General features: G+C 37.6%; 25 protein-coding genes and 2 pseudogenes. 17 read left to right on the top strand and 10 right to left on the bottom strand.

Going from position 1 to position 26,339, the window contains the following annotated elements:
* Window positions 1-14: 14 nt before the first annotated feature.
* Entirely contained in the window at window positions 15-2,510 is a 2,496-nt protein-coding gene (locus ACK8HY_RS20500) for a cation-translocating P-type ATPase (RefSeq protein ID WP_416134643.1), read from the top strand.
* A 175-nt stretch (window positions 2,511-2,685) separates the two neighbouring features.
* Here ACK8HY_RS20500 and ACK8HY_RS20495 read toward each other — a convergent pair whose 3' ends face one another.
* Genes ACK8HY_RS20495 through ACK8HY_RS20480 form a run of 4 tightly spaced genes read right to left on the bottom strand, consistent with a single transcriptional unit; the run spans window position 2,686 to window position 9,487 of the window.
* Window positions 2,686-4,413, bottom strand: a complete 1,728-nt coding sequence (locus ACK8HY_RS20495; RefSeq protein ID WP_416134642.1) for an IPT/TIG domain-containing protein — start codon at window positions 4,411-4,413, stop codon at window positions 2,686-2,688.
* A gap of 4 nt (window positions 4,414-4,417) precedes the next feature.
* Window positions 4,418-6,112: an IPT/TIG domain-containing protein gene (locus tag ACK8HY_RS20490; protein WP_416134641.1), complete on the bottom strand. Its 1,695-nt coding sequence runs from the start codon at window positions 6,110-6,112 to the stop codon at window positions 4,418-4,420.
* Complete coding sequence (locus ACK8HY_RS20485) at window positions 6,090-7,796, bottom strand: hypothetical protein (protein WP_416134640.1); 1,707 nt, start codon at window positions 7,794-7,796, stop codon at window positions 6,090-6,092. The genes ACK8HY_RS20490 and ACK8HY_RS20485 overlap by 23 nt, the downstream gene beginning before the upstream one ends.
* Before the next feature lie 5 nt (window positions 7,797-7,801).
* The gene (locus ACK8HY_RS20480) at window positions 7,802-9,487 is read right to left on the bottom strand and encodes a hypothetical protein (protein WP_416134639.1); all 1,686 of its coding nucleotides are present in this window, start codon (window positions 9,485-9,487) and stop codon (window positions 7,802-7,804) included.
* A 69-nt stretch (window positions 9,488-9,556) separates the two neighbouring features.
* On the opposite strand from ACK8HY_RS20480, the gene ACK8HY_RS20475 reads away from it, so the two are divergent.
* Together ACK8HY_RS20475 and ACK8HY_RS20470 are read left to right on the top strand one after the other, a co-directional pair.
* Window positions 9,557-10,177 (top strand): DUF6882 domain-containing protein, encoded by a 621-nt coding sequence (locus ACK8HY_RS20475; RefSeq protein WP_416134638.1) that lies wholly within the window; start codon window positions 9,557-9,559, stop codon window positions 10,175-10,177.
* Window positions 10,178-10,351: 174 nt separating this feature from the next.
* The gene (locus ACK8HY_RS20470; protein WP_077433866.1) at window positions 10,352-10,651 is read left to right on the top strand and encodes a hypothetical protein; all 300 of its coding nucleotides are present in this window, start codon (window positions 10,352-10,354) and stop codon (window positions 10,649-10,651) included.
* Between the two features lie 221 nt (window positions 10,652-10,872).
* On the opposite strand, the gene ACK8HY_RS20465 is transcribed toward ACK8HY_RS20470, so the two are convergent.
* Window positions 10,873-11,781 carry an SMP-30/gluconolactonase/LRE family protein gene (locus ACK8HY_RS20465; RefSeq protein WP_416134637.1) on the bottom strand — a complete coding sequence of 303 codons (909 nt, stop codon included), beginning with the start codon at window positions 11,779-11,781 and terminating at the stop codon, window positions 10,873-10,875.
* Window positions 11,782-12,800: 1,019 nt separating this feature from the next.
* On the opposite strand from ACK8HY_RS20465, the gene ACK8HY_RS20460 reads away from it, so the two are divergent.
* Complete coding sequence (locus ACK8HY_RS20460; RefSeq protein ID WP_416134636.1) at window positions 12,801-13,268, top strand: HAD domain-containing protein; 468 nt, start codon at window positions 12,801-12,803, stop codon at window positions 13,266-13,268.
* 89 nt (window positions 13,269-13,357) lie between these two features.
* Here the strand turns inward: ACK8HY_RS20460 and ACK8HY_RS20455 are convergent, their stop codons facing one another.
* From ACK8HY_RS20455 to ACK8HY_RS20435, 5 genes are all read right to left on the bottom strand, one after another.
* Window positions 13,358-13,810, bottom strand: a complete 453-nt coding sequence (locus ACK8HY_RS20455; RefSeq protein WP_416134635.1) for a GNAT family N-acetyltransferase — start codon at window positions 13,808-13,810, stop codon at window positions 13,358-13,360.
* A gap of 17 nt (window positions 13,811-13,827) precedes the next feature.
* A complete protein-coding gene (locus tag ACK8HY_RS20450; RefSeq protein WP_077433858.1) occupies window positions 13,828-14,406 on the bottom strand; it encodes a hypothetical protein in 579 nt (192 codons plus the stop codon).
* A 355-nt stretch (window positions 14,407-14,761) separates the two neighbouring features.
* Complete coding sequence (locus tag ACK8HY_RS20445; protein WP_416134634.1) at window positions 14,762-16,888, bottom strand: S41 family peptidase; 2,127 nt, start codon at window positions 16,886-16,888, stop codon at window positions 14,762-14,764.
* Window positions 16,889-17,034: 146 nt separating this feature from the next.
* Window positions 17,035-17,442, bottom strand: a complete 408-nt coding sequence (locus ACK8HY_RS20440) for a GNAT family N-acetyltransferase (protein ID WP_416134633.1) — start codon at window positions 17,440-17,442, stop codon at window positions 17,035-17,037.
* A complete protein-coding gene (locus ACK8HY_RS20435; protein ID WP_416134632.1) occupies window positions 17,426-17,791 on the bottom strand; it encodes a hypothetical protein in 366 nt (121 codons plus the stop codon). Before ACK8HY_RS20435 ends, ACK8HY_RS20440 begins: the two co-directional genes overlap by 17 nt.
* A gap of 347 nt (window positions 17,792-18,138) precedes the next feature.
* Between ACK8HY_RS20435 and ACK8HY_RS20430 the strand changes: the two genes are divergently transcribed.
* From ACK8HY_RS20430 to ACK8HY_RS20370, 13 genes and pseudogenes are all read left to right on the top strand, one after another.
* The gene (locus tag ACK8HY_RS20430) at window positions 18,139-18,366 is read left to right on the top strand and encodes a hypothetical protein (RefSeq protein WP_416134631.1); all 228 of its coding nucleotides are present in this window, start codon (window positions 18,139-18,141) and stop codon (window positions 18,364-18,366) included.
* Window positions 18,367-18,713: 347 nt separating this feature from the next.
* Complete coding sequence (locus ACK8HY_RS20425) at window positions 18,714-19,046, top strand: hypothetical protein (protein ID WP_416134630.1); 333 nt, start codon at window positions 18,714-18,716, stop codon at window positions 19,044-19,046.
* Between the two features lie 132 nt (window positions 19,047-19,178).
* Window positions 19,179-20,222 (top strand): SMI1/KNR4 family protein, encoded by a 1,044-nt coding sequence (locus tag ACK8HY_RS20420; protein ID WP_416134629.1) that lies wholly within the window; start codon window positions 19,179-19,181, stop codon window positions 20,220-20,222.
* A gap of 10 nt (window positions 20,223-20,232) precedes the next feature.
* Entirely contained in the window at window positions 20,233-20,883 is a 651-nt protein-coding gene (locus ACK8HY_RS20415; RefSeq protein ID WP_416134628.1) for a hypothetical protein, read from the top strand.
* Window positions 20,884-20,906: 23 nt separating this feature from the next.
* A pseudogene (locus ACK8HY_RS20410) lies at window positions 20,907-21,050 on the top strand (IS3 family transposase); the annotation flags it as partial.
* Window positions 21,051-21,103: 53 nt separating this feature from the next.
* Window positions 21,104-21,262, top strand: a complete 159-nt coding sequence (locus ACK8HY_RS20405; protein WP_175991962.1) for a hypothetical protein — start codon at window positions 21,104-21,106, stop codon at window positions 21,260-21,262.
* A gap of 12 nt (window positions 21,263-21,274) precedes the next feature.
* Window positions 21,275-21,493 (top strand): annotated as a pseudogene (locus ACK8HY_RS20400) (type I restriction-modification enzyme R subunit C-terminal domain-containing protein); the annotation flags it as partial.
* 12 nt (window positions 21,494-21,505) lie between these two features.
* Window positions 21,506-22,192 carry a protein adenylyltransferase Fic gene (gene fic / locus ACK8HY_RS20395; protein WP_416134627.1) on the top strand — a complete coding sequence of 229 codons (687 nt, stop codon included), beginning with the start codon at window positions 21,506-21,508 and terminating at the stop codon, window positions 22,190-22,192.
* Window positions 22,193-22,543: 351 nt separating this feature from the next.
* Window positions 22,544-23,629 carry a hypothetical protein gene (locus tag ACK8HY_RS20390; RefSeq protein WP_416134626.1) on the top strand — a complete coding sequence of 362 codons (1,086 nt, stop codon included), beginning with the start codon at window positions 22,544-22,546 and terminating at the stop codon, window positions 23,627-23,629.
* Between the two features lie 10 nt (window positions 23,630-23,639).
* Complete coding sequence (locus ACK8HY_RS20385) at window positions 23,640-24,188, top strand: RNA 2'-phosphotransferase (protein ID WP_416134625.1); 549 nt, start codon at window positions 23,640-23,642, stop codon at window positions 24,186-24,188.
* 179 nt (window positions 24,189-24,367) lie between these two features.
* Window positions 24,368-24,985 carry a hypothetical protein gene (locus tag ACK8HY_RS20380; RefSeq protein WP_416134624.1) on the top strand — a complete coding sequence of 206 codons (618 nt, stop codon included), beginning with the start codon at window positions 24,368-24,370 and terminating at the stop codon, window positions 24,983-24,985.
* Window positions 24,986-25,198: 213 nt separating this feature from the next.
* Window positions 25,199-25,579, top strand: a complete 381-nt coding sequence (locus tag ACK8HY_RS20375) for a hypothetical protein (RefSeq protein WP_416134623.1) — start codon at window positions 25,199-25,201, stop codon at window positions 25,577-25,579.
* 90 nt (window positions 25,580-25,669) lie between these two features.
* Window positions 25,670-26,329: an SCO family protein gene (locus ACK8HY_RS20370; protein WP_416134622.1), complete on the top strand. Its 660-nt coding sequence runs from the start codon at window positions 25,670-25,672 to the stop codon at window positions 26,327-26,329.
* The last annotated feature ends 10 nt before the right edge of the window (window positions 26,330-26,339 follow it).

Raw genomic sequence — 26,339 nt, 5'->3', positions numbered from 1 at the left:
TAATCAATTTCTTTATGGCATATAATATCCCCAGTCACCTTAAAGGTCTCAGTCAGGACGAAGTAAATCAGGCTAGGGCAAAATATGGGTATAACCAGTTGGCGGCAAGCCATAGAAGTACATGGCTGGAATTGCTTGTTGGAGTTTTAAAAGAGCCCATGCTGATTTTGCTGATCGTTATTTCACTGATCTATGTGATCGTGGGCGACTATGCTGAAGCGGCTTTTATGTTGCTGGCCATCGTGGCGGTAACAGCGATTTCGTTTTATCAGGACAACCGTAGCAAGAAAGCGCTGGAAGAGCTTGAAAAACTAAATGAGCCGCTGAGTGTGGTCATTCGAGATAGTCAGGTGGTAAAGATTGCTACGCGGGAAATTGTGGTAGGGGATCTCTGTATCACAGAAGAAGGACGCATGATAAATGCTGATGGAATTATAGTACACAGTAATGATTTTTCTGTCAACGAATCATCGCTCACGGGTGAGAGTTTTTCAGTTTTTAAGGATGGTACGACAACCGACAATTTAGTATATAGCGGAACACTAACAGTTTCGGGGCTTGCTGTTTTTCAGGTACAAAAGATAGGCAAAGAAACACGCGTCGGCAAGATCGGCGAATCCATGCGGACGATAAAAGAAGAGATTTCACCTTTGCAGATTCAGATCCGGAAATTTGTTAAAGCAATGGCAATCATCGGAATTGTTATTTTCCTGCTGGTGTGCCTATTCAGTTATATCAATACCCACAATATTGTGGCGAGCTTGCTCAGTGGACTGACACTGGCGATGTCAGTGTTGCCTGAAGAAATTCCTGTTGCATTTACAACATTTATGGCGCTTGGTGCCTGGAAGCTCATGAGGGAAGGAATTATTATAAAAAGGAGCAGTATTGTTGAGACTTTAGGAAGTACGACAGTAATCTGTACAGACAAAACAGGCACTATTACGGCCAACATCATGCAATTAAAACACCTATATGATTATCGTTCCGATACCGTTTATGCTGAAGGTGAATTTGATGACAGCGCGCTAAATGAACTTATCGACTATGCGATGTGGAGCAGTGAACCTGTTCCTTTTGATCCCATGGAAATCACGTTACATAAGATCTACGAAGAAACACAAAAAAATGATCTGAGAAGGGCTTATCAGCTTTTTCATGAATATCCTCTTGCGGGTAGACCGCCAATGATGACACATCTTTTTGAAAATAGTGAAAAGGAGCGGATTATTGCGGCCAAAGGCGCTCCCGAGGCGATAATTAGCGTTTCCCAGCTATCCGATGTAGACAAAGATAAGATAAGGGGGGTGATTGAAACATTTGCTCAGCAGGGATATCGGATTCTTGGTGTCGCCAAAACACATTTTGAAGGGAATGACTTTCCAGCAAAACAACAGGATTTTAAATTTGAGTTTTTAGGGCTTACTGTCTTCTATGATCCGCCTAAGCAGGGCATAAGGGAGGTCTTTCAGCAGATCTATGCTGCGGGCATTAAAGTAAAGGTGATTACCGGCGATAATGCTGAGACGACAAAAGCGATCGCTTTGCAGGCAGGAATTGTCAATACTTCTCCGGCTGTAAATGGCAGTGAAATCGTTGGGAATACCGAAGATGAAATTATGACTATCGCTCAACGGGCAACGTTATTCACCCGAATGTTTCCCGACGTAAAACTTGCCGTGGTCAATGCGCTGAAAAAAAGTGGTGAGGTTGTGGCCATGCTCGGAGATGGGGTAAATGACGGACCCGCATTGAAAGCAGCGCATATCGGTGTGTCCATGGGAAATAAGGGAACCGAGATCGCCAAATCAGCGGCAGCATTAGTCATCACCAACGATGATCTGCAGAAGCTTATCGTCGGCATCGCTGCTGGCCGCCGGATTTATTCCAATATCAAAAAGGCTGTGCAATATATTATTTCCATTCATATTCCCATTATTTTGACTGTATCCTTGCCCTTATTTTTGGGATGGATCTATCCGCAGATATTTAGCCCTGTCCATGTGATCTTTCTGGAACTGGTCATGGGGCCTACCTGTTCTATTGTATATGAGAATGAACCTATTGAAAAAAACACGATGAAACAGCCACCAAGGGCGATGGGAAAGACGTTTTTAAGCATCAACGAACTGGGGATAAGCATCATTCAGGGAATAGCGATCACAGTCGGAATCTTGTTTAGCTATCAGTTTACTGCCCAGCATGGCGGAAGCGAAGAAAAGACAAGGGCGATGGTATTCTGTACTTTGATCTTTGCGAATATACTGTTGAGCTATGCCAACCGCTCTTTCTATTATAGCATAGTCGAAAGCTTTAAGAATCGTAATTTTCTACTGCTAGGAATCTCTTGTGCTGTGCTTATCCTACTATTTGTCATATTATATTGCAGACCTGTCGCCTCTTTCTTTGAGGTCACAGCCCTTAGCGTATCTGAATTGACTATAGCACTCGCTGTTGCTGCTGCATCTGTACTCTGGTTTGAAATCTACAAGCTTATTAGGAGAATATAGATACGAATTTTTTGCTGCCAAAGTGTTAGGGAAATCGAGTAAAAGAAAATCTATCATATTGGTTTAAAATTAATCGGTACACTTTCCTGAATGAAAGCATAACCATTAAAGTCTTTCCTTGATGTTACTGATTTGCTAAAAGCAAAAAATTGATCGTATCTAAAATTCCTTTATCTTATTTTGCTTCAAATTTTTGTGATGCTACCACTTCGCCATTTGGGATGTAGTACATCATCCGTATCGGTACAGGGCCTTTACGAATGGTGATAGGTACATATATTTTGACAGAGTTGTTATTGTATGATATTACTTTTGCAGGTACATCACCTACGAAAACATTCACCATACTGTACATATTTGCAAATCCTTTGCCTGTTATCGTCACGATATCTCCAGCATATCCGCTAGTCGGCGAAAAGCTATCGATCCGAATACCGGGTACATCAATTGTTTCACCTTCATCAGGATAAACAGGGTAGTAGTCGCCGCCACCAATGCCAACTTGAAACCTTTCTTTCCCAAAGTTGGCATTCCATAGTTTAAATTTTAACATGGAATTCTTTGCAGCCCCACTAAAGATCTCATAGTCATTTATCTTAATAACGTAATTACAATTATCTAAAAAATTTCCTTTTAACGTGACCTCATCCCCGATATAGTAAGGAACTTTATTTTGTATCTCATATTTTAACTTCTTAATTTCTATTGGCTTTTTGAGTACAATATTGCCATATTGTGGCGTATTTATAGTCACTTTGTAACTACCGTCAGTCAATTGGGGCATTTGAAAATGCATACTGTCCGGACCATAATAAACAGGTCCGGAAGAAAGACTATCACCTACAAAGATTTTCATGTTGTAATAATCCGATCCAAAATACCGTAATAAATTGGTGAATCGCATGGTATTCATCTGCCTTGGATGCGCAACAATATCTGTCGTTTCAAAGATGTCTTGATTGGGGCGGATCAGCTCAAGCTTTTGTTTGACAATAATTGTATCCACGCCATTGTAATACCCCAAACGGATAGACTGCTGGGTGATATTAAGCCCAGAAAGATTAATTTTGTCATTGTCATTGAAATAGGATAGAATGCTGTTGCCAACGATAAGGTTAAAATTCGAAACACTCCAACTGAGCCCATAACTTTTGATAGGAATATCATCACCAAAATAATGTGGACCATTCGCGTTGAATTCCACCTTCCCAAGCAGTTTGATATTGGCCAGACTTTGTTCTCTTCCAAAATTGGAGTTCTGCCCATTGATAGACTTACTGAGGAGAATTGTCATGGTCTGGCCATGGTTCCCCAGATCTTTGGGAATCAAAATGTCCATAAACTCCTTGTCCCGTTTTACTATGCTGAGTTCTCTTTGCGGATAGATGTTGCTTACCTTTACTATAGTGTAGTTGTTCAGCTGTTCAAATTTTCCGGTTAGATGGAGTGTGTCACCCAAAGTGATCGGCAATACACTTTGCTGATCTACCCAAAAGTCCTTAACCATAAAAGATATGGATTTACTTTGGTATAACTGTTTTTCGGTCTGTATATAGTAATAGTAGGAATAATAAGCATCGGGCTCAAAAACCGATTTTGATTTATACTCGAGGTTAATTGGCCCGGCTTTTACAGTCTTTCCAAGCGATACCTTTTCGGGATTACTGTTGTTTACTCCCATGATCATAAAACCATGGTCCAAGACGACTTCATCATTGAGATACTGAACCTCGGCATTTAGGGTCACTATTGAAGCCGTAACATTTCCTGCTGGAAGCGCTTCTATCTGTAGCGGTTTGGTATCCGGGATAATTTCCTCTTTGGTACTACAACCCGTCCATACAAAGCCCATCACTGTAATGAGAAAGATTTGAAAGAGAGAATATACATTAATTTTTTTCATATAGTTACAGGATTTCAATGTATTGGTTGGTAGCAAAATCTTTATTATTGTAATTGAACCTCAGCATTAATTTATACTTCCCTGGCAGGACGGTGTAGGGAATGGGGATCTGGATTGTTTCCCCATTTATATGTGAAGGAAAGAATGCATAGTTGTTTAAGAAAACCATATCGACATCGTTCAGCCCTTTTCCTGTAATTGTTATATTTTGACCTACAGATACTGTTTTGGGGCTGACATCCGTAAACTGCGGATCCAATATTTTTATGTCCTGTTCTGGAGCATCTTCCAATTTTAATTTGTAGTCACCGGCTGGGATACGAGGGATCTTAATATCGATCTCCGTAGCCGATTTAGCTTCAAAGATTTCTGACGATTGACCAATGGAGAGTACATACCCTTGTCCGGGTATAAATGCTCCCGTCAATGTCATTTGATCGAGATGATATACTTCTTTCCGGGGTAAGGGATTGAGCGCGAATTTTTTTAACACAATCATCATATCGCTTTTGACGGAGTACATTGGCGATATGAACTCCAAAGGATATTGACCTTCGGAGATACCTTTTAAATCAAAAATTAGACTCTGCCCCCCAAAGCGAGCATTAGTAATTTTGTGCGTTCCCACCCGGATCTCAGGAAGCACAGTCCCGTAATACTTATAAAAATCAAAATCATGGATGATAATAATTCCAGTGGAATGATATCCATTTGGTTCAAACTTCAGATGTGACAGGGAAGGTGCTTTAAATTGTATGGCGTCTTCAAACTCTACTACTTCATTTCCATAATCAATTGCCCATTTGATGGTATTACCTTTGAAGGGACCAAAATCGGCAAATGCAAGTCCGGATCTGTAGTCAATTGATTTGCCATTCATCAGTACTTTCAATGAGCCTTCGACAGCGTTTTCGATACCAAGCCCAGAGATCGGCAGTGCATCGGTATAGTAAAAGGTATTGGATGCTGGTTTATTTACGCTTCCGAGTAGACCCACCGTTAATAACTTTCGTCTGTATTGGTTAAGGCCATTTTCCTTTTTATGAAGCAGATAGATTTCCAGCGAGTCACCATGATTTTTATTTCGAGCGGGGACTATAAAGGAAAGCTCCGATTTATTTTGTCCGATTTCAAACGTTGCAGTTTCATTGGACTCCGCACCAAAACTGACGAGATAACTGCCGTTCAATTGTGCAAAATCCCCCTTTATCGTCGCCTTTTGACCAATCTTTGCATAGCGTATATTATCTTCATTAATATGGATGAGATCTACAGCAAAAGTAATTCTTTCGCCTTTATAGAAGGTCTTTTTTGTTTTTATATAAAAGCTAAATCCATAGGTCTGACCAACTACAAAGCTGGTCTTCGCTTTGTAAGTATAGGCGACCTTTCCTACTTTGGCGGCATCTTTCCCCATACTGATCTCAATCGGGTTTTGAGGATCCTTACTGAGGTCGTAGAGCATAAAACCCATATCCAGGATCTCCTCTTTGTTAAGGCTGCTGATATTTCCTATAAATTGGATTCCACTCTCCGAGATTATCTTGGCTTCCAATGTCTCAAGTTCGATCGCTACCAGATTGCTATTGTCAATCGTTTTTGTTTTTTCACAGGATGCCAAAGTCAGGGCAATAAGAAAGCAACAATAGTGTAAGATGTTCTTGTGAGTTATCTGCTTAATAGAGTTCAAAATAATCATCGCTCTGGTATAGTTTTTCGTTCATATAATAATTGATACGTACTTTCCCGGTCCCATTTATTCTTGGGATCGAAAAAGTGACCTTATTGTTGTTGATGATCACAGGTCGTAAATCTTGGTCACCCAGCATAAATTTGCTGGCGTAGGCTATTCCTTTTCCTTCAATTGTCAGGATATCGCCAGACATTCCGCGTTTGGGATAAAAGTTATCGAAAGTAAATCCTTTGGACGTGAAATTTAACGTCTTATCAATGATTACATATTCATTATAGCTCTTGGGGTAACCAAGTTTGATCGCTTTCACTTGATCAAACCAGTTGGTGATCTGAAATTTCAGTTCATTATTTTGAGCGATACCATCACCAATACTTTTTCCATCTTGGTCAAATACGATATATGGTTTACCCGAAATAAAATTTCCTTGAGCGGTTACAGTCTCTCCCCAAAAACCGCCTGAACGGTCCAATGTTGTCCAAGCCAGTTCCTGAACTTTTATTTTTTGTGGGTACTTATACGTATAGAAACGACTTTTTATGACCAGTTCCTGCTCTCCGGTAGGCACCTGTGAAGCTGCCATACTGAGTAGATAGGTCCTGTAATCATAACCACCTGTAATGGGCTTTCCTCCCAGGGTTATTTCCATATCTGGGAAAAACCAAGCCATATTTCTTGATTCCAGTGAAAATTCCCCGCTCGGGTGTAATGTTGTTTGAGCCATGTTGGCGTCCATTTCAGCAACTGGGACCAGTTCCAGCGGTTCCTTAAAATATACCGTATCTTTTGCGTTGCAATAGCCGATCCGAAAACTGGTTCCCTTTAATGTCTTATGGTCAGAGAGTATGATGAAAGATGAAAATGGGAGGACAAGATCATTGATCAAAATTTTGATTCGACTATCATTTTCATGCAGCCTTCCGAGGTTGGTAGACGACATGAGAATAATATCAGACGGATAGTATCGTTTTTTTGCCAATGGATCTAGCTTAGGCAAAAACTCAATCGCTAACACTTTTTGTTGGTACACATTAGGGTTTTCTCCTTTGCGTACTAGGGATATTTCGATTTCAGTACCTCTATTTAGATTGAGCGATGGGCCTATCTCGAAATGCAACGATTTTTTATCCTCGCTTTTTACATATGGTATGTCAAAAAGCTCAAATGCGCCGGAAGCCTTCAATCTATAATCGGAATCCAATCCTTCAAAATTACCCGTCACCGTAATTGTTTCTTTACCGTAAGCATATTTTTTAGGCTGGCTGTCAAAAGCTATATTATTTAGTGTAAAGCTGCGTTCTGGTCCTTTGTAAAATGCATTGTTGGTTTTTATATAAAAATAATAGTTATAATTGATCCGCTGTTCGAATTTTTCAGTAGGCTTCAGCAGTAAAGATGTTTCCCCAATTTGGACATTCTTACCTATACTATAATTTTTTTCGGCAGATTTTTTGCCATTGGCATCCACTGTGGTTACCATAAAGCCAGCATCCAAAATGGTTTCTTTATTTAAGCTCTTTACTGTGGCGAGCAGGGTGACCTGATTAGCCGTGATGCCGGAGAATGAGCCAGTTTCAATCACAATTGGCTCCTGAATGATTGCTTCTTCGTTGGGCAACGGTTCCTTGTCGCCACAAGCAGATAGCGTGCATATGATCATACTTATAATCAGTGCATATAGATGTTTCATGTCTACTAATATTTTAGCTCGAAAAACTGTTCAGAAGTGAACCATTCTCCATTTTGAAAAATTGATATTTTATATTTTCCTGGTAGGATATACATGGGCATGTAAAGATAGGCGTTTCCATAATCATCAATCGATGGGAACAGGACGTTCTCGCCGATGTGGACTGTCGCACCTCTTAGCCCTTGTCCTTGTAAGGAGATTTTAGTACTATAATTGCCGCTTAATGGCGAAATCCCAGTAAAAGTTGTAGACTTTATCGCAACTTTAAGATCGGTATCTATCCAGGTTGGGGGATTCCAGTCACTGCTGTATCCGATTTTTACGATTTGGAATTCCTTTGTATTTGAAACAGCATACACCTCAAGACTTCCATTGCGTGCAATGTTATCGTAGGTATATCCATTTTTTTCTACTACAGTATATCGTTGACCTTCCATAAAGTTGCCGAAAACTTTTATCAAGGCCATTGGTTCCACTGGCCCCGTACTTATCCCAGTAGGTTTAAGTTTTTCAACACGGAGTTTTTGCGTGCTTGTGTAGTTATATAAGTCCGTAAGAATTTCAATAGGATAGCTGCCTTCTGCAACGTTTCCTATTGTCAGATTGTCGTCCTGGCCCCATAGTATTTGCAGCTGTGCTATTTTACCTGCAAGATTGACCTTTGACTTATCCCAACTCAAGGGCAAATATTGATCTAAATTTGCTGCATCCACACGGAGAGTGCTTCCAGGGTGGGCAAATGTGTTGTAGAACTGGAATGCCGATTCAGACGGGATATTCAGTTTTATTTTTTTCGGAAAGATAATCGTGTCGGCACCATTAAAGTAACCTATTCTAAATTCTTTTCCCCTTTGTCCGCTCAGTAAATCACTTAAATGATATTCCACACTGTAGGGAAGCACTTTATTGCCAATAATGATTTGGAATGGAGCATCGGTATTCGAACTTAATCCCTGGCCATAGAAGCGGATAATATCGCTGTAGTTAAATTCATAGGTTTCGGGGGGAGATAATGTTCCGATGACAGAAACTTTTGCCAGGAAGGACGACATAAACCTGTTGTCCGCCAAAATAAAATCAATTTCATTACCATGCTTCAAGTTATGTGGTACAGCGAATGAAATACTTGTTTTGTTGGCATTCAGCGTATAGGGAACAGGATCAGCAGCAATAGAACTCTGAGAACGCATATAGATACGAAAGGTATCGTCAATTTTGGCAAAGTCGCCAGTTACAGTCAGTTGCTGTCCGATAGTCACTTTGCTATCTGCCAGCGCTTTTACTTTGATGGGTGTGGGGAGAAATTCGGTTGTATTGGCCCAATATTTTTTATCTTTTGTTTGCACATAATATTGAAGGCGAAAAGCTTGGCCACTAGGAGGAATAGTCAGGTTTTTTATCAATAAGCTATTGTTACCGGCTACGGGCTGGTCTATTATTTTTAGCCAAGTCGTGTCAGCAGCGCCTAAGCCCTTGGAAGTTATCAGCATAAAACCGTGTTCCGTAATTTTTTCACTGTTAAGTGCCAGTATACGTCCCAATAATTTGGTCCCCTGAGACCCCAAGCTCTCTGGTACAAGCGTTTCCAGCTCGATCCCTTTTTGTATCACTTCAACTTCGGGTTCAGTATTCGATTTTTTACAAGAAATTAATAGACAAATAGCGGCTATTATGGCAATAATTCTTTTCATCAATAAGTTAATTTTAACAAAAGTAAATAATTTTATGAATTTTCATATGAGGAAAGCTTAAAAACGCGGTTGATCTCCAAAGATTCATTTTCCAGCACATGGATATATATTCCCATTGGTACCTTTTCCCTTACATCAGAAACATGGATGTGGAGTTGGTTCAATGACCATAGTTTCGAGCCCAATAAGGACAGTACACTTGCTGTTATGGAATTTGGCCTCGAAAACGATTATCCAAAATTGACAGCGGGTACCTTCTCGGCTGATGAATTCGATTGTTGGGAGTTTACGGCGATATCATTAGCTACTTTGGGGGGGATAGGAGTATATAGAGCTCCCTCCGAAAAACTTCAAAGCTATCTTCTCATTACCGCTGTTTTGGAAGAAAATTCTCAGGAAGTTATCCATTTCAATCAGGCAAAAGTTGAATGCAAAATCCATGGGCGGTCGAGACCAGCATTTGTTTGTCAGCACCTTAACTTGGAGCATCCGAAGGGATTTGAAGAGGCTTTTGAAACATATAAAGGGATGGAACTTGGTGAAGATGACGATTTTCAAGCATGGTGTGACGAATGTGAAAAGGTCAGGATCAGAAATAATGGTTGGAACGAATACGCTGAAGAATTTGCAAAGATCAAACTGGTCTGTGAGTATTGCTACTTTGAACTAAAAAGCTTTAATTGCCATTAATCAGATATAGATATAATTATGTACAGTAAATTGTTTGATAAAAAGGAATTTACCGTTAATATAATGTTTGCTGATCTAAAATGCGGAAAAGAGATGATTGAAGCTTGGAAAAATTCTAAATTTGAAAAATAACAAGCACTGTGTCTAAAATTGTATTAACTAGCATGGATTGTGATGAACAGAGCAAAAGAAACAAAATCAACGATCACCGGAGTTTATGAATTTAAAGACGAAGATGGGGTCATCTATAAAATGAAAATACTGGGAAGAGGAGAAGAATTGTTTTTTCAAAAGAATGACAGCGCCCTGATTTGTGATATATCAGCAAGGTTTTCGGTAATTGATCCCGAAGGTATCAGGCAGTGGGACAACGGGAAGAAAATTTCAGATGAAGAACGAGCTTTTTTATTAGCAAAGATCATTGAATTGTATAAAAAAGCCTATAAAGATGATCTAACATGTTTGAAATTTTAGGAAGGGAGTTTTTAAAGGAGAAACATGATCTTAATTTTTGAATAAAATTTCAACACAGGCGAACAGGCAGAACACTATAAGACTCGAACGATATTTTGACGAAAAAAATAAAATCGCTCGGGATAATCGTCTCTCTTGGATGTATTCAAATGCGAAACTGTCCATATAATCAGTAGAGCTTACTAAACTGCTGTCTACGTCAACTGCTGAAGACAGGCAATTTATTCAACACCCTTTACACGCATGGGGATACAATAAATCGCTGTTGAAGCTGTGATAAATAGATCAGCTCGATCCTTGCCACCAAAACAGACATTCGATGTCCATGGTTCTTTTACCTCAATATGTCCTATCAGTACACCTATCGGACTATAGATAGAAACACCTTTCCCCGTAAGGTAGACATTTCCCTGATTGTCCAATGTCATCCCATCAGAGCCTTGGTCGATGACCGCCTTTTGTCCACTGAGCTTACCGTTAGATTCAATGATATACCTGTAAGTTTTATTTCGCACCCTATCCGCCACGTATAGGTATTTTCCATCGGGCGATCCCACAATGCCATTAGGCTTAGCTACATCATCAGCCACTACAATTGGTTTTTTACCTTTTCCCGGAGGGAGGTAGTAAACTTTTTGCCCTTCTATCTCTGGTTTTTTTCTGGTCCAGTAGTCACGCTGGTAGTAAGGGTCTGTAAAATAAATACCACCTTTCTTATCTGCCCAAAGATCATTTGGACCATTCAGTTTCTTTCCATCTACATCTGACAGCAAGACGGTAACTCTGCCATCATTGCTTATCGACCAAATTTCGTTTTTTTCGTCTGCGCAGGCAAGTAGCTGACCGCGATGGTTAAAGTACAGTCCATTGGCACGGCCGGCTGAATCTTTAAAAAGAGAAAGGTGACCTTCCGTGTTGTATTTCCAGATTTTGTTATTGGGCTGGTCAGTAAAATAGATATTCCCGTCCTTGTCCACTGCCGGCCCTTCTGTAAAGGCAAACTGCCGAGATATTAATTTCAGGCTGTCCTGATCAAACAATTGCGCCCTTACCTCTAAGCTTTTTAATGAGAAGAGGAATATTAGTAAGAATGCCGGATAGAACCTGCTGGAATTAATTAGATGTAGCATAGTAAAAGTAATTAACTAAATTATCCTTTATCCAAAAAAAATCAAGGAATGGTATTTAAGTATGGATAGTCTCTATTTCAAGTCCAATATATATAATTTTATAAAGACCCGAAAATATTACCTCTAACCCAGGTAAATAGGAGGCAGCCATCCAATTGCTGATATCGGTTGTTTTGGTAAGGAAAACTGCCTGATATAGAATTTTTAATGTGGTCTTGAGAGAAACCTGTCTTTTTACATTAGTTGTTCGTGGTATAAAATCCATAGCCAATTATTACAATGGCAATAATGGAACATGTGGTCTGAATTACCTTATATAGGTTTTCATTTACTTTCTTTTTCAGGAAAATAGGTGTATTTATAAAAGCTATAGCTAATAAATATATTGGCTTATTATCGGACGTAAAAAATATAAGTACACTTATTATTATAAAAAATAAAGGGATATAGTCTGACAAGGTTAAGTTCTTCATGAAATTTTAATGTGAGAATCTGACAGCTTATAAATAAACAGGTTGCGATGTGGCAAAATTATTTATTAGTACTAAGAAGAAAATACTTAAAAGCTTAAACGGTTTCATAAGTTATTAGCTTTAGCGTATCGTAAATCGGGCCCGAACTTATTCATATCCATTGAAAAATCCAGGTAATCAATACTCCTCACCATCAATTATAATCGTGTCTTCTTTTGATTTTGCGGCATCATCTTTCTTGCACGCGCCAAAGCCTAGCCCCAGCAATGCAATAAACATTAAAAATCTTTTCACTTGGTAATATAATTTACTAAAAAGATAAGTATTAATATCTTTGTATTTTCTTAATAAAGGGAAAATTACACAAAAGTGTAGGTTGATTAATTAATGACTCTCTTCATATATAAGAGAGTGAGCACCATATAGTGATGATATTTGAATTTACAAAATTAGGCTGGACTATCAATCTATGGCTAATATTTTTTATTATTAAATCGCAAACGGGTGGATTGAAAGTCCCCTATTAATTATTAGCTTAGTTGCCTTATGATCTTCTTTTTAGATATAGATGGTGTCATGGTACATGCCAATCCATATAGACATGTGGAGCAGGCAACCGATGGCTTTTATGTATTCAGTAGTGCTGCTGTAGAGACATTTAATGCGATATTCATTGCTAAAGAAGATCAAGTGATCCTTTCTAGCTCGCACCGTTTTAAATATACAATAGCAGAATGGCAAAAGATATTTCTTGATAGGGATATTCGAATAGATTCGCTCGCCTTGTTGGATAATGTTAAACAGCACTTAAATCATCGCTTTACACGTAAGGATCAGGTATTGGGTCAGATTGTGCGTCAAAATATCCTTCCAGATCAAATGATCATTATAGATGATGACAAATCATTAAATGATTTGCCACAAGAGCTAAAGTCAAGGCTAGTATTAACACCTTCTTATATCGGATTGACGGCAATGGATTTGCCCAATTTGAAAAATATGCTCAACAGGTAGTTTCAGACAACAATTTCTTTATATCGCCAATCAGGTAAAAACTAATGACGCAAATAATTATCGATACTTTATACATTTTACAATATCTACTATTTAGATACTCTTTTTTCAAACAACATCAGGTAGGAGTCATCAGTCTCACCAACAACCTTGAAACCCACGCTTAAATATAGACCCTTAGCTGGATTGGTTTTTAAGACACTTAATGTGATCGTTTTCTCTGATTCAGTAGCTTCCTTTATCAAATCATTCAATATTCTCGTACCGATTCCTTTGCCTTGATAGGAGGGAGCCACCTGAATTTGTATCAGTTCTATGTTATTTGCTTGTCTGTGAACCTTTAATAGACCTATGGCACATTTATTTATTTCAATTATTGTGGCGTGTACAAATTGATATTCAATCCTTTGTAAATGTGCCTCATCAGAGACCGGTAAGGAGCTTGCAATTAAATGCTGATTCATCGTCTGTATCCTGAGATCAAGCAGAAACTTCAGATCACTTTTTAATGCAGGTCTGTATTTTATTTCCCATACGTCCATAGCTATATAAAATTTAATCAAAAATTAGTAGCGGTCAGATAGCCCGATGATCTTAATCTTTCCAGGATGTGATTTGCCTCAGCTTGATCCATATCATTTGCAAATTTTATGGTTTTAAAACCATATTCAAATCGAATAGTACCTCTATTTCTAAAAATACCTAAACTATTCCCTTGGTTCCAAAAAACAAATTCAAAATGTTCTTCCTCAACATGAAATCTCTTCGCTTCTTGTAGATCATAAATCTTATGCCTGAATAGAATATCATTTTTTCTGGAAATACTTATTTGATCGCGATCTATTGTAATGATTTCTTTTCCAATGAGGTACCACATTAACGTTTTCATTACAAATAAGCCAGCTGCCGTCGAGAGGATCCACCAAACTATAAAAAATATCACCTCAAAGCTCAAACCTCCGTTTGTATCGTAAAAGTCTCCGAGTGTCGGGGCAAAAAAAATAATTGATTGTATCCAACCAAGCAGCCATAAACTAAAAATAATGATAATAGGTAAATGCTTCTTTGCCGGGACGATAATGGAATATCCCGTTGGAGTTTCGTAATGGGTTGCAATACCGCTATATGGCCTTTCCATAATCAATATGTTTTATAGGTTGTACCAATTCTAATGGTCTAATTTTCCGCTGGCTAATATGCAATAAAAAAACGAATATCCATATTATATTTCGTTTCAAATTCCATCCCACTTAACCCCAAATTCTGCGGCCACTTTTTTGTAATCATCATTAGTTAATGATCCGGGAATAAGTTTCTATTCATCCCCGCCATTTGCTTTCACTTAGGATGTAATCACGACCTCACATAATAGCAGTTTTTTCGACACCGTCTCATAAAGTGTGTAAGTTATAAAAATGCGGAATGGGAAAGGACTTCGCATTTTTTATTTATTTAACTTTATGAGACCGTGTCAATTAAAAGTACTAATGTTTTCACTTCCTAATAATATCAATAGCGTTATTAAGTATGCTATCTACTCCCATGGTCACTTCCTCTTCAGTAAGTGGAACATAGATGTCAGGTTTAATTCCGATACCATGGGTTTCTCCATGATCTGGGTATAGTATTCGAGTACCAGTGTACCAAAACCTAAACGTAGGACTTCCTATTAATGGGATTGTCACAACGTTACCGTCAGCCCCCATCGAATTTCGGCCTATTATTGTAATATCATCTGATCTCTGAGCAGCTCTCAACGCCATCGCTAGGAATTCTGGATTACTCCTTGATGCTTCCGAAATCAATACCACTATTTTTCTGCTATGACGATAGTTGGCTCCGCCCGTTGTCGTTATATCAGACTCAATTAGACGTTGAGGATAATGAGATAGCTTTTGTGTTTTTGCAAACAACAGGTCCGGAGAAATGAATGATTGTATATCAAGTTTACCGTTTGGGTAATTTCGTAAATCCAGTATTATCTTATTACTATGATTTATCCAAGCGTTGATAGCCGTCGATGTGTCAATATGTGCTGGATTTATATATGTAATACTATCATCGATATTATAAATTCCATGATGTTCAATAGACTTTTGAAGGGTTGCATTGTTGTCTTTTAGTTTGCTAAAGAGGCGGGAAAGACTAATATCTCCTTTTATCTTGATGGTTTTATCAATTTTATTCGTGGAGTAGCTTATATCTATGGTGTCCGATATGGGGATTAGACTCATGAGTTTTTCTCTATTGACGAGGTACTGATGTACATCTGGTCTAGGGCTTCCTATATAGGATGTTATTTTCTGATAGGACTCATGCAGTGGTACTCCATTTATTCTATCTATGAAACTACCTATTTGTATTCCAGTTGTTTTTGAAAACGAACTATCAATATTTGTCACAATAAAATCTTGCTTGAATTTCTTAATATGCATAGGCAGACCTATCGCGAAATTTCCGTAAACACTGTGAATAAAACCTATTGACGATGTTGGTATGGCACTATGTCCATCTTTAATGGTTGAATTCAATAAAACTAATTGTTTGTTATATTCCAGCGTAGTCGTTGCATTGATAAATTTAGGTATCAGCTCTTCTAGCAGAGAATCATTATCAAATTGCCCTGATAGTGTATATTTATATGGATATAAATATTTTATGATATTGCAATATCTGAATAGGTTGACAAGACGTTCATAAACGTTGGGTAATGTATTTTTGTGCAGTGTTTTCTCCTGAAGTTTTGTATAAACTAAATTATCAGATCGATCAATATATTTGTTCTTAAAAGCAGGAGGATTGTCTACTATTATTTGTAATCGTTTTTTTTGTATCGCGGAGAGCAATGATGACTTTTGGATCCACGAATTATCTAGGTTTTCGAGAATAAGACTATCTGATTTTAGTCCTATGGAAGCCGTATCGGGTTTTGAAGAAACATAACTAAGCAAGATATCTATGCTCTGTTTAGGTGTTTCAATATCCGCAAAGATCTTATACAACCGTTCAAATAAAATCTCATCCCAATCAATATCATTATATGAAATTGAAGGAGAATTATATTTGATAGCGCCCCAGGTTTGCGCTAATTCTACGAGATTAGACACCATTTCTTGACTTTTGATCTTCGTCACAAATCTTTCTTCCCATTGTCTCAATGTTTTGCCAAATTGTATTTCTGGACGAACTTCAATTTTTGAAAAACTAGAACTTCCTGAACTAATAAAAAACACCGAAATAGAGTCGACCTCCGCCTCAAAAGGGATATATATTTTCGAAGAAATTTTGTCAAATGGTATAGAGGTTTTATAATAGATCGAAGTGTATCCTTTATTTCCACCAGCAACGATGATGTCAAATTTTACAGGATTTACAGACAGAGGACGTACTTTTTTTAGTATTATATCCAGCGTCAGTTGGCCTTTGTCTACTTTTTTCAATTTGTAATATTTCGAATACATGATGCTATCCTTTATACTTCCATTGTTTAAGACTAGACTGCGGTCTTTATGTATTACCTGTTGTTTTATACCACTTACCCAATTTGTAGAGTATTCAATTTCTTGAGCAAAATTCATCGTATAGAAAAATGTAAGCAGCAATGTAAATACGAATCTCATACGTTGTTCTTTTTTAAATAAATAATATTTTTCGGTTATATTAATTACGACAGGCTCTTCGAACCTTTGATTCTGAATGAAAAGTCTATTTATAAACACCCATTATTGCTGACAATAGTTGCTCGGGTTTTGTTGTTTCCTCAAATTTAATGATCACCCCCCGAATAGATCCACATCGGCTCTGTTTGACCAGCTCGTTCAAAGCCGTTCTTTTTATAAAATTCAATAGCCTTACCATCGGCGGTGAGCATCTGCATATGAAAACCCTTATAAATCTCTTGCATTTTATCCATAATCAAACGCCCAATTCCTTTGCCTTGATAGGAGGGTAGCACTAGTAGATGTGGATAATAAACCACCAGATACCCATCGGAAATTGCATTGCCGAGGCCTACTAATGTTGTACCGTCCCATGCAGTAACCAGAGAATGCGAGTTTAAGAGTGCTTTGATCAGTAGTTCAGGTTTTTCGGCTGCACTCCATTTATTAGATTGATATAACTGCAGAATGTCATTTGCGTTCAAATCTCTATTTACACTAAGTTGTATGTTCATATATTATTCTGTAGGTTTTGTTTCCGCCGGAACCGTTATAGTTATCAGTTAGATTGAATGCATTTACTAATTCATAGCCAATTTTAGACATATAGTTCAATATGGAGGCATACGACTTTTTATTGGTTAATATTTCGGAAAGCTTTTCACCTTCTGCGATCTGTTCATCTGAGTCTCCCAAGTCCACTTTCACCTTTAGTTTTTTCGATAAGAATTTTCCTTCTACACGTATATACGCATACGAGAAAGTGTTATGTATTTCACTATTTGAAGAGTTGGTAGTGGATTGGGCAAAGCTACTATTTAGGCAACAGATCTTAAGGAAAATAATTAGCGATAATTTATACATAATTGGTTTTATTTCAGTAATAAGACTGTTGAATTTACAAAAGAGGATTTAAATAGACAAAATATATAACCTAATAACTATAATTTCCATACCTATTTTGTACCTTGATAGCACATGAATTTGAAATTCCAGATGAATCCGTTAGAAGAAATTGACGTCACAACTGTGAAATCATCAATATCGTGCATGTTGGTATGCTCGAAATATTATACACGGAGGAGGGAGTTGATCGGGAATGGATCAAGATGAATCTCAGTGAAAAGCTACAACCTTATTTCCAAGCTTGGTTAGAATATTATAGGTAAGATATTATATTAGAACAGCAATTTATATCATATTTACATGTAATGAGAAAAGTAGTATTTCAAAACATAGACGAGAAAACAAAAAAACTTATGCTTTGTCAGGCAGAAGGCGGAGTTTATCTTTTTGGTTATTACAGCTTACAGGATAGTTCTGCAGATTGGGATCATTTCTCTTACACTATGGAAGATGCAATGGAATGCTGCTTTGAAGAATATGGTGTTAATCGAGAGGATTGGATAATAATTGAAGATCAACCTAAAAATTGTTAACAGGACTTTATTATTCCAACAAGGATAAAAGGCAGAGAAGATGGAAATCCTGCGGTCGGACAATTACAACAATTCATTAAAGGACAGTGGGTAGACTATGAAATACCAGCGAAATGTATAAGTTTTGATGGACTTACAGGTGACCAGAGATTATTGACCACCGGACTTGTATTTGAGTATGAGAAGGCTTTAATTGAAGATAAGGAAAAAGCAATAAAAATTCTGACAGCATTAAACTTTGAAAGACCTTCGATTGATCAATTATTGGATAAACATAACACGAACCGGTTTTAAAGGATTAAAAAGAGTTTATTATTGATCATATCAAATATGAAGATAACTAACAAATGAGTTTGAATAAAATGGCAACAGAAGCGAACAGGCAGGACTATATAAGGCTCGAACAATATTTTGACGAAAAAAGTAAAATCGCCTGGGATAATATGGTGTATTGGGCAGAGAGTTACTGGACAGAATCCGTAGATCAGAAGCTATTGGAGGAAAACCTGGATAACAAGTCAGATATAGCTAAGGTAATCTTCGCAAAATTAAGAGAGGGAGGTCTGGACTGGATCGATCGGAAAATCCCAGCACTTGATAACCTGAGCCCGAAAGAGTGTCTGAACACGAACGACGGTATAAAAAGATTAAAAGAAGGATTATTAAGAATGGATATATAGGACATTTTATATTGAATGATTTTAAAAGGATGTGTACCAGGATATACCCAAAAAGGACATGATTAAATCATTTACAGACGGTTATAATTTACAACTTGTAAAAAAAAACACCCAAACTTTGATAATATTATTATGACAGACAAAAACTTACAGAAATTAAGACAGCAAATAGTTGACGAAACAGATGGGGGTAAATTTTCCAAACTGACAGAAAAATTATTGAAAAAATATTCATCAACTGACAGAGAATATGTTTTAAATATCTTAACAGATTACGCAAGGAATGGACAAATTTTGCATTGGCGAAATTTCCTAATGACTGATATTATCAAACTTGTAAACGAAGATGAAGCCAATTACGCTGACTTTTTCGAATGGTGCATCACTCAGCCTGAATTAACCTATTGGGGCATTGACGGACTATTAAAAACCAGCGGCAAACAATCATACCCGGCATTGATCGAAATTCTAAAAAACGAGAGTATTAATACATCAATACGTGCAAAAGCAATCAAAAGCATCTCATTATTTAGCAGACAAGCATTTGACAGGGAGCTACCTAAAGACCCAGGATATTGGAAAGTAACAGATTTAAGAATAGAAGAAATAGAAATCTGGCAGAAAAATGGCTTTCAGGACGGTGATGGCTATCCTAAACCGAAAACTCATAATTCGCTGGAAAATCCAAAAACAGAACTTGAAAAAATTGTTTCAAAACTTAACAGAAAACTCCAAGCACAAAGAGCTAAAAACCCAGATCTATCAAACCCTACAGACTGTCTAGTTGTTGCAGATAAAACCGACATTTTAAACATAGAGAAAAAATGGAAATTACCGGAAAATTATTTGTTGTTCCTTAAAAACTACTCGCCTTTAAACGTATTTATTGACAGCAAAAAATACTTTCAAGGTCTACATTTATATGGAGCTTCTGAGCTGATAACTAGACAGGAAGGCTATTCATTTAATCCGGTAACGAACAAATCAATTGCCGATTGGCCAAAGAATTTTGTTGTAATTGCTGATGCAGGAGCTGACCCGTATTGCATAGACATTAATGAAATAACAGAAAATGATGCACCAATTTATACAAGTATACACGGGAGTGGTGAGTGGGAATTTGAATTATATGCAGATAACTTCCTAACCTTTTTAAAAGAAATTGCAGAAAAATAATATTGACACTATGGACACAGCAGAATTCGACCATTTACCTGATGGACTTAAGGAAAAAATTATAAGATCCAGACAGGCTTTTCTTCAAGCACAAGATATCAGCGATAAGATTTCAGGCTCATTTCATATTTGTAATCTGAGTGTTTCTGCTACGGCGGACCATGCGATTTCAATAAGTGGCATAACTGACAATGAGGACGAAAAAATTGCTGTCCAAAATTTTGTATTACAAATGGAAAATGTTTCAAGTGTCTTCAATGGAATTGAAGTTCTATCAAATCCTACAGCGCTAAGCTTGGTTGCCAATGGAAAGGAGTTTTCCATCACTACGTTGGTGGAATTGAAAACTGTAGTTGAACAGTTTCATGAAACCGAATTTGTTGAATATACCCTTAGCGGACATGATGAAAGTTCAATTATATTATTGAAAAATTCAACTCATTCATTTGCAATATATCTCCGATTCAATGGCGACGCGGGTTACACTACGCATAATCCGAAAGGGACAACTAGTGAAATGAAAGACTTTATATTGACAAATGGACAAAGGGATGAGTACCCTACGGCATTGCTTGTTGATAATAAAGATGGTTTAGAAATACTACAATTTTACTTATTAACTGGAGAAATGTATCCCGGGATTAAATGGCAGGAAGAATAATTATGATTTACTAAGTCGCAAGGACATTCTACAACTGGAAGAAGAAATACGGCGGTCCGGGCGTCTCGGAGCTGTGTAGGCTCCGTCAGCTGGAAGAAGAGAACGCCCATGTTGCCGATCTGAGCCTTGACAAACAGGTGCTCCAGGAAGTATTTTTAAGAAAATCAAAACAAGATATCTACGCTTAAATTGATCGCCACATCTCCGACGCAATTAAAGCGTGGCGCGCTTCAGGGAACTGAGCTTATTACCTGATACCAAGGGCTGCAATCTTCGCACGCCACATGATGCATGGAAAAATGCAAAAAGACAGGATGTGGCTACCGATATTATTGCTTATATTCGTACCTATATGCCTGGATCCGCACTTGAAAGCTGAAAAGATCGTGTTAAAAAAGTCTTTCTACAGCTGTACCAGCAACAAAATTGGACCGTTCCGCAGATGAGTTTGCTCCAGCAGATTGAAAAGCAGATGATCGTCGAAGGCATTGTTACTTTCGAAGATCTCGACAAAGAGCCCTTTGATGAGATAGGTGGATTCGAACGGATCAATAAAAGGTTTGAAAATCACTTGCCCGATATCCAGCAGAAGATAAATATTTATATGTAAGAGAAAAGTGAGTTGGTCAGTGCCACTACCCAACTGAAACTTCTTGCTGCAGACGGGAAAAGGTATAATTCGGATATGCTGGATCATGATGGCATAATCGCTTTAGGAAAGACTTTCCCTAGCACCAAAGCAAACCGTTTTATAGAATGGTTTACCTATAGCGACGAAACCATCGACGGTAAGAGTAAAAGTAAAGCTTATGCCCTGTTTGAAAGCTCGTTCATAGAAAGCATTGAAGTAGGCACTGTCAAAGGTCTACAGCAGATACATGCCTATTTATTTGGTGGACTGTATGATTTCGCGGGACAGATCCGCGCAAAGAATATTGCCAAAGGAGGCTTTCAATTTGCGATGGCACAATTCCTACCTAATACGCTAAAAGACGTCGAAGCTATGCCGGACAAAACATTTGAGCAAATAGTAGATAAATATGTGGAAATGAACATTGCTCATCCATTTATGGAAGGCAACGGACGAAGTACGCGCATTTGGCTGGATCTCATATTCAAAAAGGAATTAAAAAAATGTGTAGACTGGAGCAAAATATCCAAAGCCGATTATCACCAAGCCATGATAAAGAGCGTAGCGAATAGTCAACCATTGAAAATATTTATAAAGAATGCGCTGACTGATGATATTCACAGTCGAGAGATGTTTATGAAGGGAATAGACTATTCCTATTATTACGAAGAGAATTAATTTAAAAAAAATGAGCGCTGAAGAAATCGCACAGAATCTTTGGAACCTCTATATGGAATTGCAACTACAAAGTGGAGAGAGACTGTAACGTAAACTGTGTCACAAGACTCCTATCAAGACCAAGATGATAGAATACTTTAATGTTTAGAGTTGATCAATATCTAAGACAAGGCGCTTAAATTGCGCCTTTTAACCTTGATCTTAGCCAGTTCGTCTTGGAATTGAAAACTGGTAATTGGAACTGAATAAAATGGATATTAGATACAGCAGGAGGGATGAAGTTTAGAATTTATTTTCTAATTTGCTGGATTGCGTATATTTGAGATTGATGCACAATAATACCAAGGCAGCGTGACAGTAGTAGAAAAATATATAACTGAACTCGACTTAGTCCGACAGAATCCAAAACTCTTGGACAATTATCGCTTTGACAAAGATGCCATAGATTCAAAACACTTTGACCGATTAAGACTAAATATTGCAATTTACAATGACCTTAAACAGACGGACTATGAAATTGTAAAATATCTTTTTGCAGAAGAAAAGGAATGGCGAAAATATGGGAAAGACGGTGATATTGATAATTTATATTTCTGTGCCTTCATTCTGACACTTTTCAATTCTCCCGAAATCGTATGGTTGTTTCTTGAAGCTAAAAATATTGATTTTGATAGCGGAATTGGATTTGACGGAGAATATTTGGTTTCGGCAGGGGTTAAAGAAACCTACCAATATTTAAAAACAGCGGACAACCCAATGAAAACTGAACTGTTAAAGTATATTGGAGAGGCGGAATATAGTTGTATCTATTCGCACGTAGACATAGACGATTGGAAAGAAATGAAAAAGTCCTATTTCAGATGTTACAAATCACCAATTCAGGATGAACTGTATTTTCTCTATTCGACAAATGAAAGAGAACTATTTTTGACAAAACTACCTGAATGGATCAAACAAGATAGAGCTTGGACTGAGGAAGAACTAGGTTTGTATAGGACATACGCGAAATATGCAGACGACAAGGTTTCAGAGATAGAGGCTTATAAATTGACACTCAAAAAAAATGATAAAGATTTTCTAACCGACATCTACAATCGACAATTGGCAGAGTTATATGTTGAGACCGGTGAAAATAATAAAGCTCTTGAAATCCTTGAGAGCGTAATAAAAGGAACAGATAACCGCAATATTATAAGAGATTGTATTGAACAACTTTGCAGAATAATTATTAGAACAAACAGCTCATCAGATGAGATAGCTAAAAATTCATATCATATTATAAAAGTTCAACATAAAAAGTACAGAAATTTTTCACCAATGGTGGACGGTTTAATTAAGGACGTGACAGAAATAATGAAAGAGGAAAAAATTACTGCACATAACAGCAGCTTGCCAAAAGCGGCGCGGACGTGGTGGCAGAGACTTTTAGGCTCCTAATATTAGAATTATGGGTAATAGCGAAATAAACATAAGCAAGTTTTTAAGTTTGGTATTACGACACCAACCTGAAACAATCGGTATTCAACTTGACCAAAATGGTTGGACTGATGTAGATAACTTAATTGAAAAAGTAAACAACTACGGAATAAAGTTAGACAGAGAAACGCTTAGTCACATTGTAGCAACAAATTCTAAAAAGAGATTTGCATTTAATGATACACTTGATAGGATAAGAGCTAGTCAAGGACATTCAGTAGAAATTGAGTTAGGCTACACAAATCAAAAACCACCAGAAATTTTATACCACGGAACAAGTGAAAAATCAGTCCAATCCATTTTAAACGCAGGACTTGAAAAACGAAATAGACAACATGTTCATTTAAGTAGCGACATTGAAACAGCAATAAAAGTTGGCCAAAGACACGGAAAACCATTTGTTTTCAAAGTGCTTGCAGAACAAATGTATAATGACAATTTTCGGTTTTTCATTTCCGACAATGGTGTTTGGCTGACAGAGGATGTGCCGATAAAGTACCTGAAACAAAATGATGAATAAAAATAAACCCCGCATAATTGGAAAGATAAATAGGAATAATGCACCACTTACGAAATTCTAATTTAATTTTTACGTTCAGGAACAGGAAAATTTTAGAGTTCCGCTGTCCGACAGAAGTCCTTGAAGCGGTCAGCACACATATTGAAACCTATAAAATCGATATTAAATATTCATAAGGTATGGAAGTTACAATTAACAGGTTTTGGAGCATTGATGACGATGAGGGTCTATCAAGAGCTTCTATTCTGCTCAAAAGGCCCCGAGTTGATGCCCAGATATCCCATTACGTTTTTGACTACACATGGACGAAAATATTGAGTCCCAAAAAGTTAATGCAGAAAGGGGATTATTCGTTTACATTATATTTTGATGTGATGAATGAGACCCATAAGTTTTTTTATGACTCTATCTACAATACGGATACGGTAAAATTTCATCCGGCCTACAGGAACAGAAAATACAATGGGATGACGACCACGGAAGTTTCTATTTCCTGTAAATGCAATCTTTTCGATGAGCAGATTACTCCCGAAGTATATGCCGGGTTCGTGTATGATATGTTTGGCTCTTATTTTGTTGAAGCCTTTAAAAAAGTCAGTAAGGAAGAGCTTGACACAGGCAAACAAAAAATGGATTTTTCTGAAATCAATAAATTTCCGTTTCCGGCATCTTTTGACAGCCAGAAATATAGTGGAGACAGCGGGGGCGTAGAAAAGAGAGTTGTCAATTTTGTCGTTGATGAATCATCTGATGCTTTTATGTTCAGGGAGACATATATTGCGCATTATGGATTTTAGCAATGAAACAAAATCAACAGCCTTGGTCGATGACCGCCTTTTGTCCGCTGAGCCTACCGTTAGATTCAATGGTAAGATGCATAGGGAAATAACTATATCTCACTTCCAAGTAAATATTACAGTTTAATAATGTTTTTAAATAATTTTCAATTCTTCTTCCGATAAGGTTGCTTATTCCATCTTTCGTTTTTATATTTGGCGGATTAACTAAACATGAAAGCGAAACAGTTCATATGGATCTTATTGCCATTGATGCTCTTACAGAGCTTCTCAAATGTATGGCTATGGTCTGTATTTGAATTGAACAGGGATTATATCGCACGCAATGAATGTGTGAATCGCTTTAATGAAAAAGCACTGTCCTGCCGTGGGCAGTGTATATTGATGAAGAAAATGCGCGAACATGAGGAAAAAGAACAAAAAAATCTTGAATCCCGTATTATTGACGTAGTCTTTATCGACAACTCCCACAATTTTTCTTTTGATATGTCTTCCTTAAACAATGAAGACTATATTAGTTTGTCTTACCCAGAGTACAAACAAGATTATTCCTACAATCCCACTTTTACAATTTTCCATCCACCATTGGTTTAAATTATTTTATAGCGTGTGAGCAATTGATAGGCTATTCGACGAGACGGCGTTTTCAATTGCAATTGTTAATAATAATTAAATCAAAATCTCATGAGCACATATTCCCGTATAGGGATAGTTGTGGCCTTATCTTCATTTTTGGCATGTCAATTTATTGCATGTACACTATCATCTCCTTCAGTTCCGCTCCCTATCTTAGGTGAGCGAGACATTAAGGAAAGGATTAACGATGGTGTTAAGGTCATCGATACTCTATACCATACAATACCCGATTTTACACTGTTGGATCAGGACAGTAGCATGGTGTCCAAAAAGACATTGAAAGGAAAAATCTACCTAGCTGATTTCTTTTTCACGCGTTGTCCTACAATCTGCCCGATCACCTCTCGCAATCTGCTTAAAGTAGCAAAGCACTTTGCGGACGACCCTAGAATCCTGATCGTATCGCACACCGTAGACCCCAAATACGATAGGCCCTATGTGTTGAAGCACTATGCAGCAGAACTGGGGGCACCATCCAATTGGCTTTTCCTCAACGGTCCGAAAACCGAGCTGTATAAGCTCGCTGGTGCTGACGGTTATTTCTCGTTTGCACAGGAAGATCCGAATGCTCCGGGAGGATTCGACCATAGTGGTGCTTTTACACTTGTCGATACAACTTTTCGGGTCAGAGCCGTATACGACGGGACAAAAACAGATTCAATTCCAAAAATCATAGCCGATATTCAGCTTTTGCTGGATAAAGGATAGCAAAAAACAA

This window comes from Sphingobacterium sp. NGMCC 1.201703 (assembly GCF_047784615.1).
Lineage (GTDB): Bacteria > Bacteroidota > Bacteroidia > Sphingobacteriales > Sphingobacteriaceae > Sphingobacterium.
This window is presented reverse-complemented; position numbering and strand designations above follow the sequence as displayed.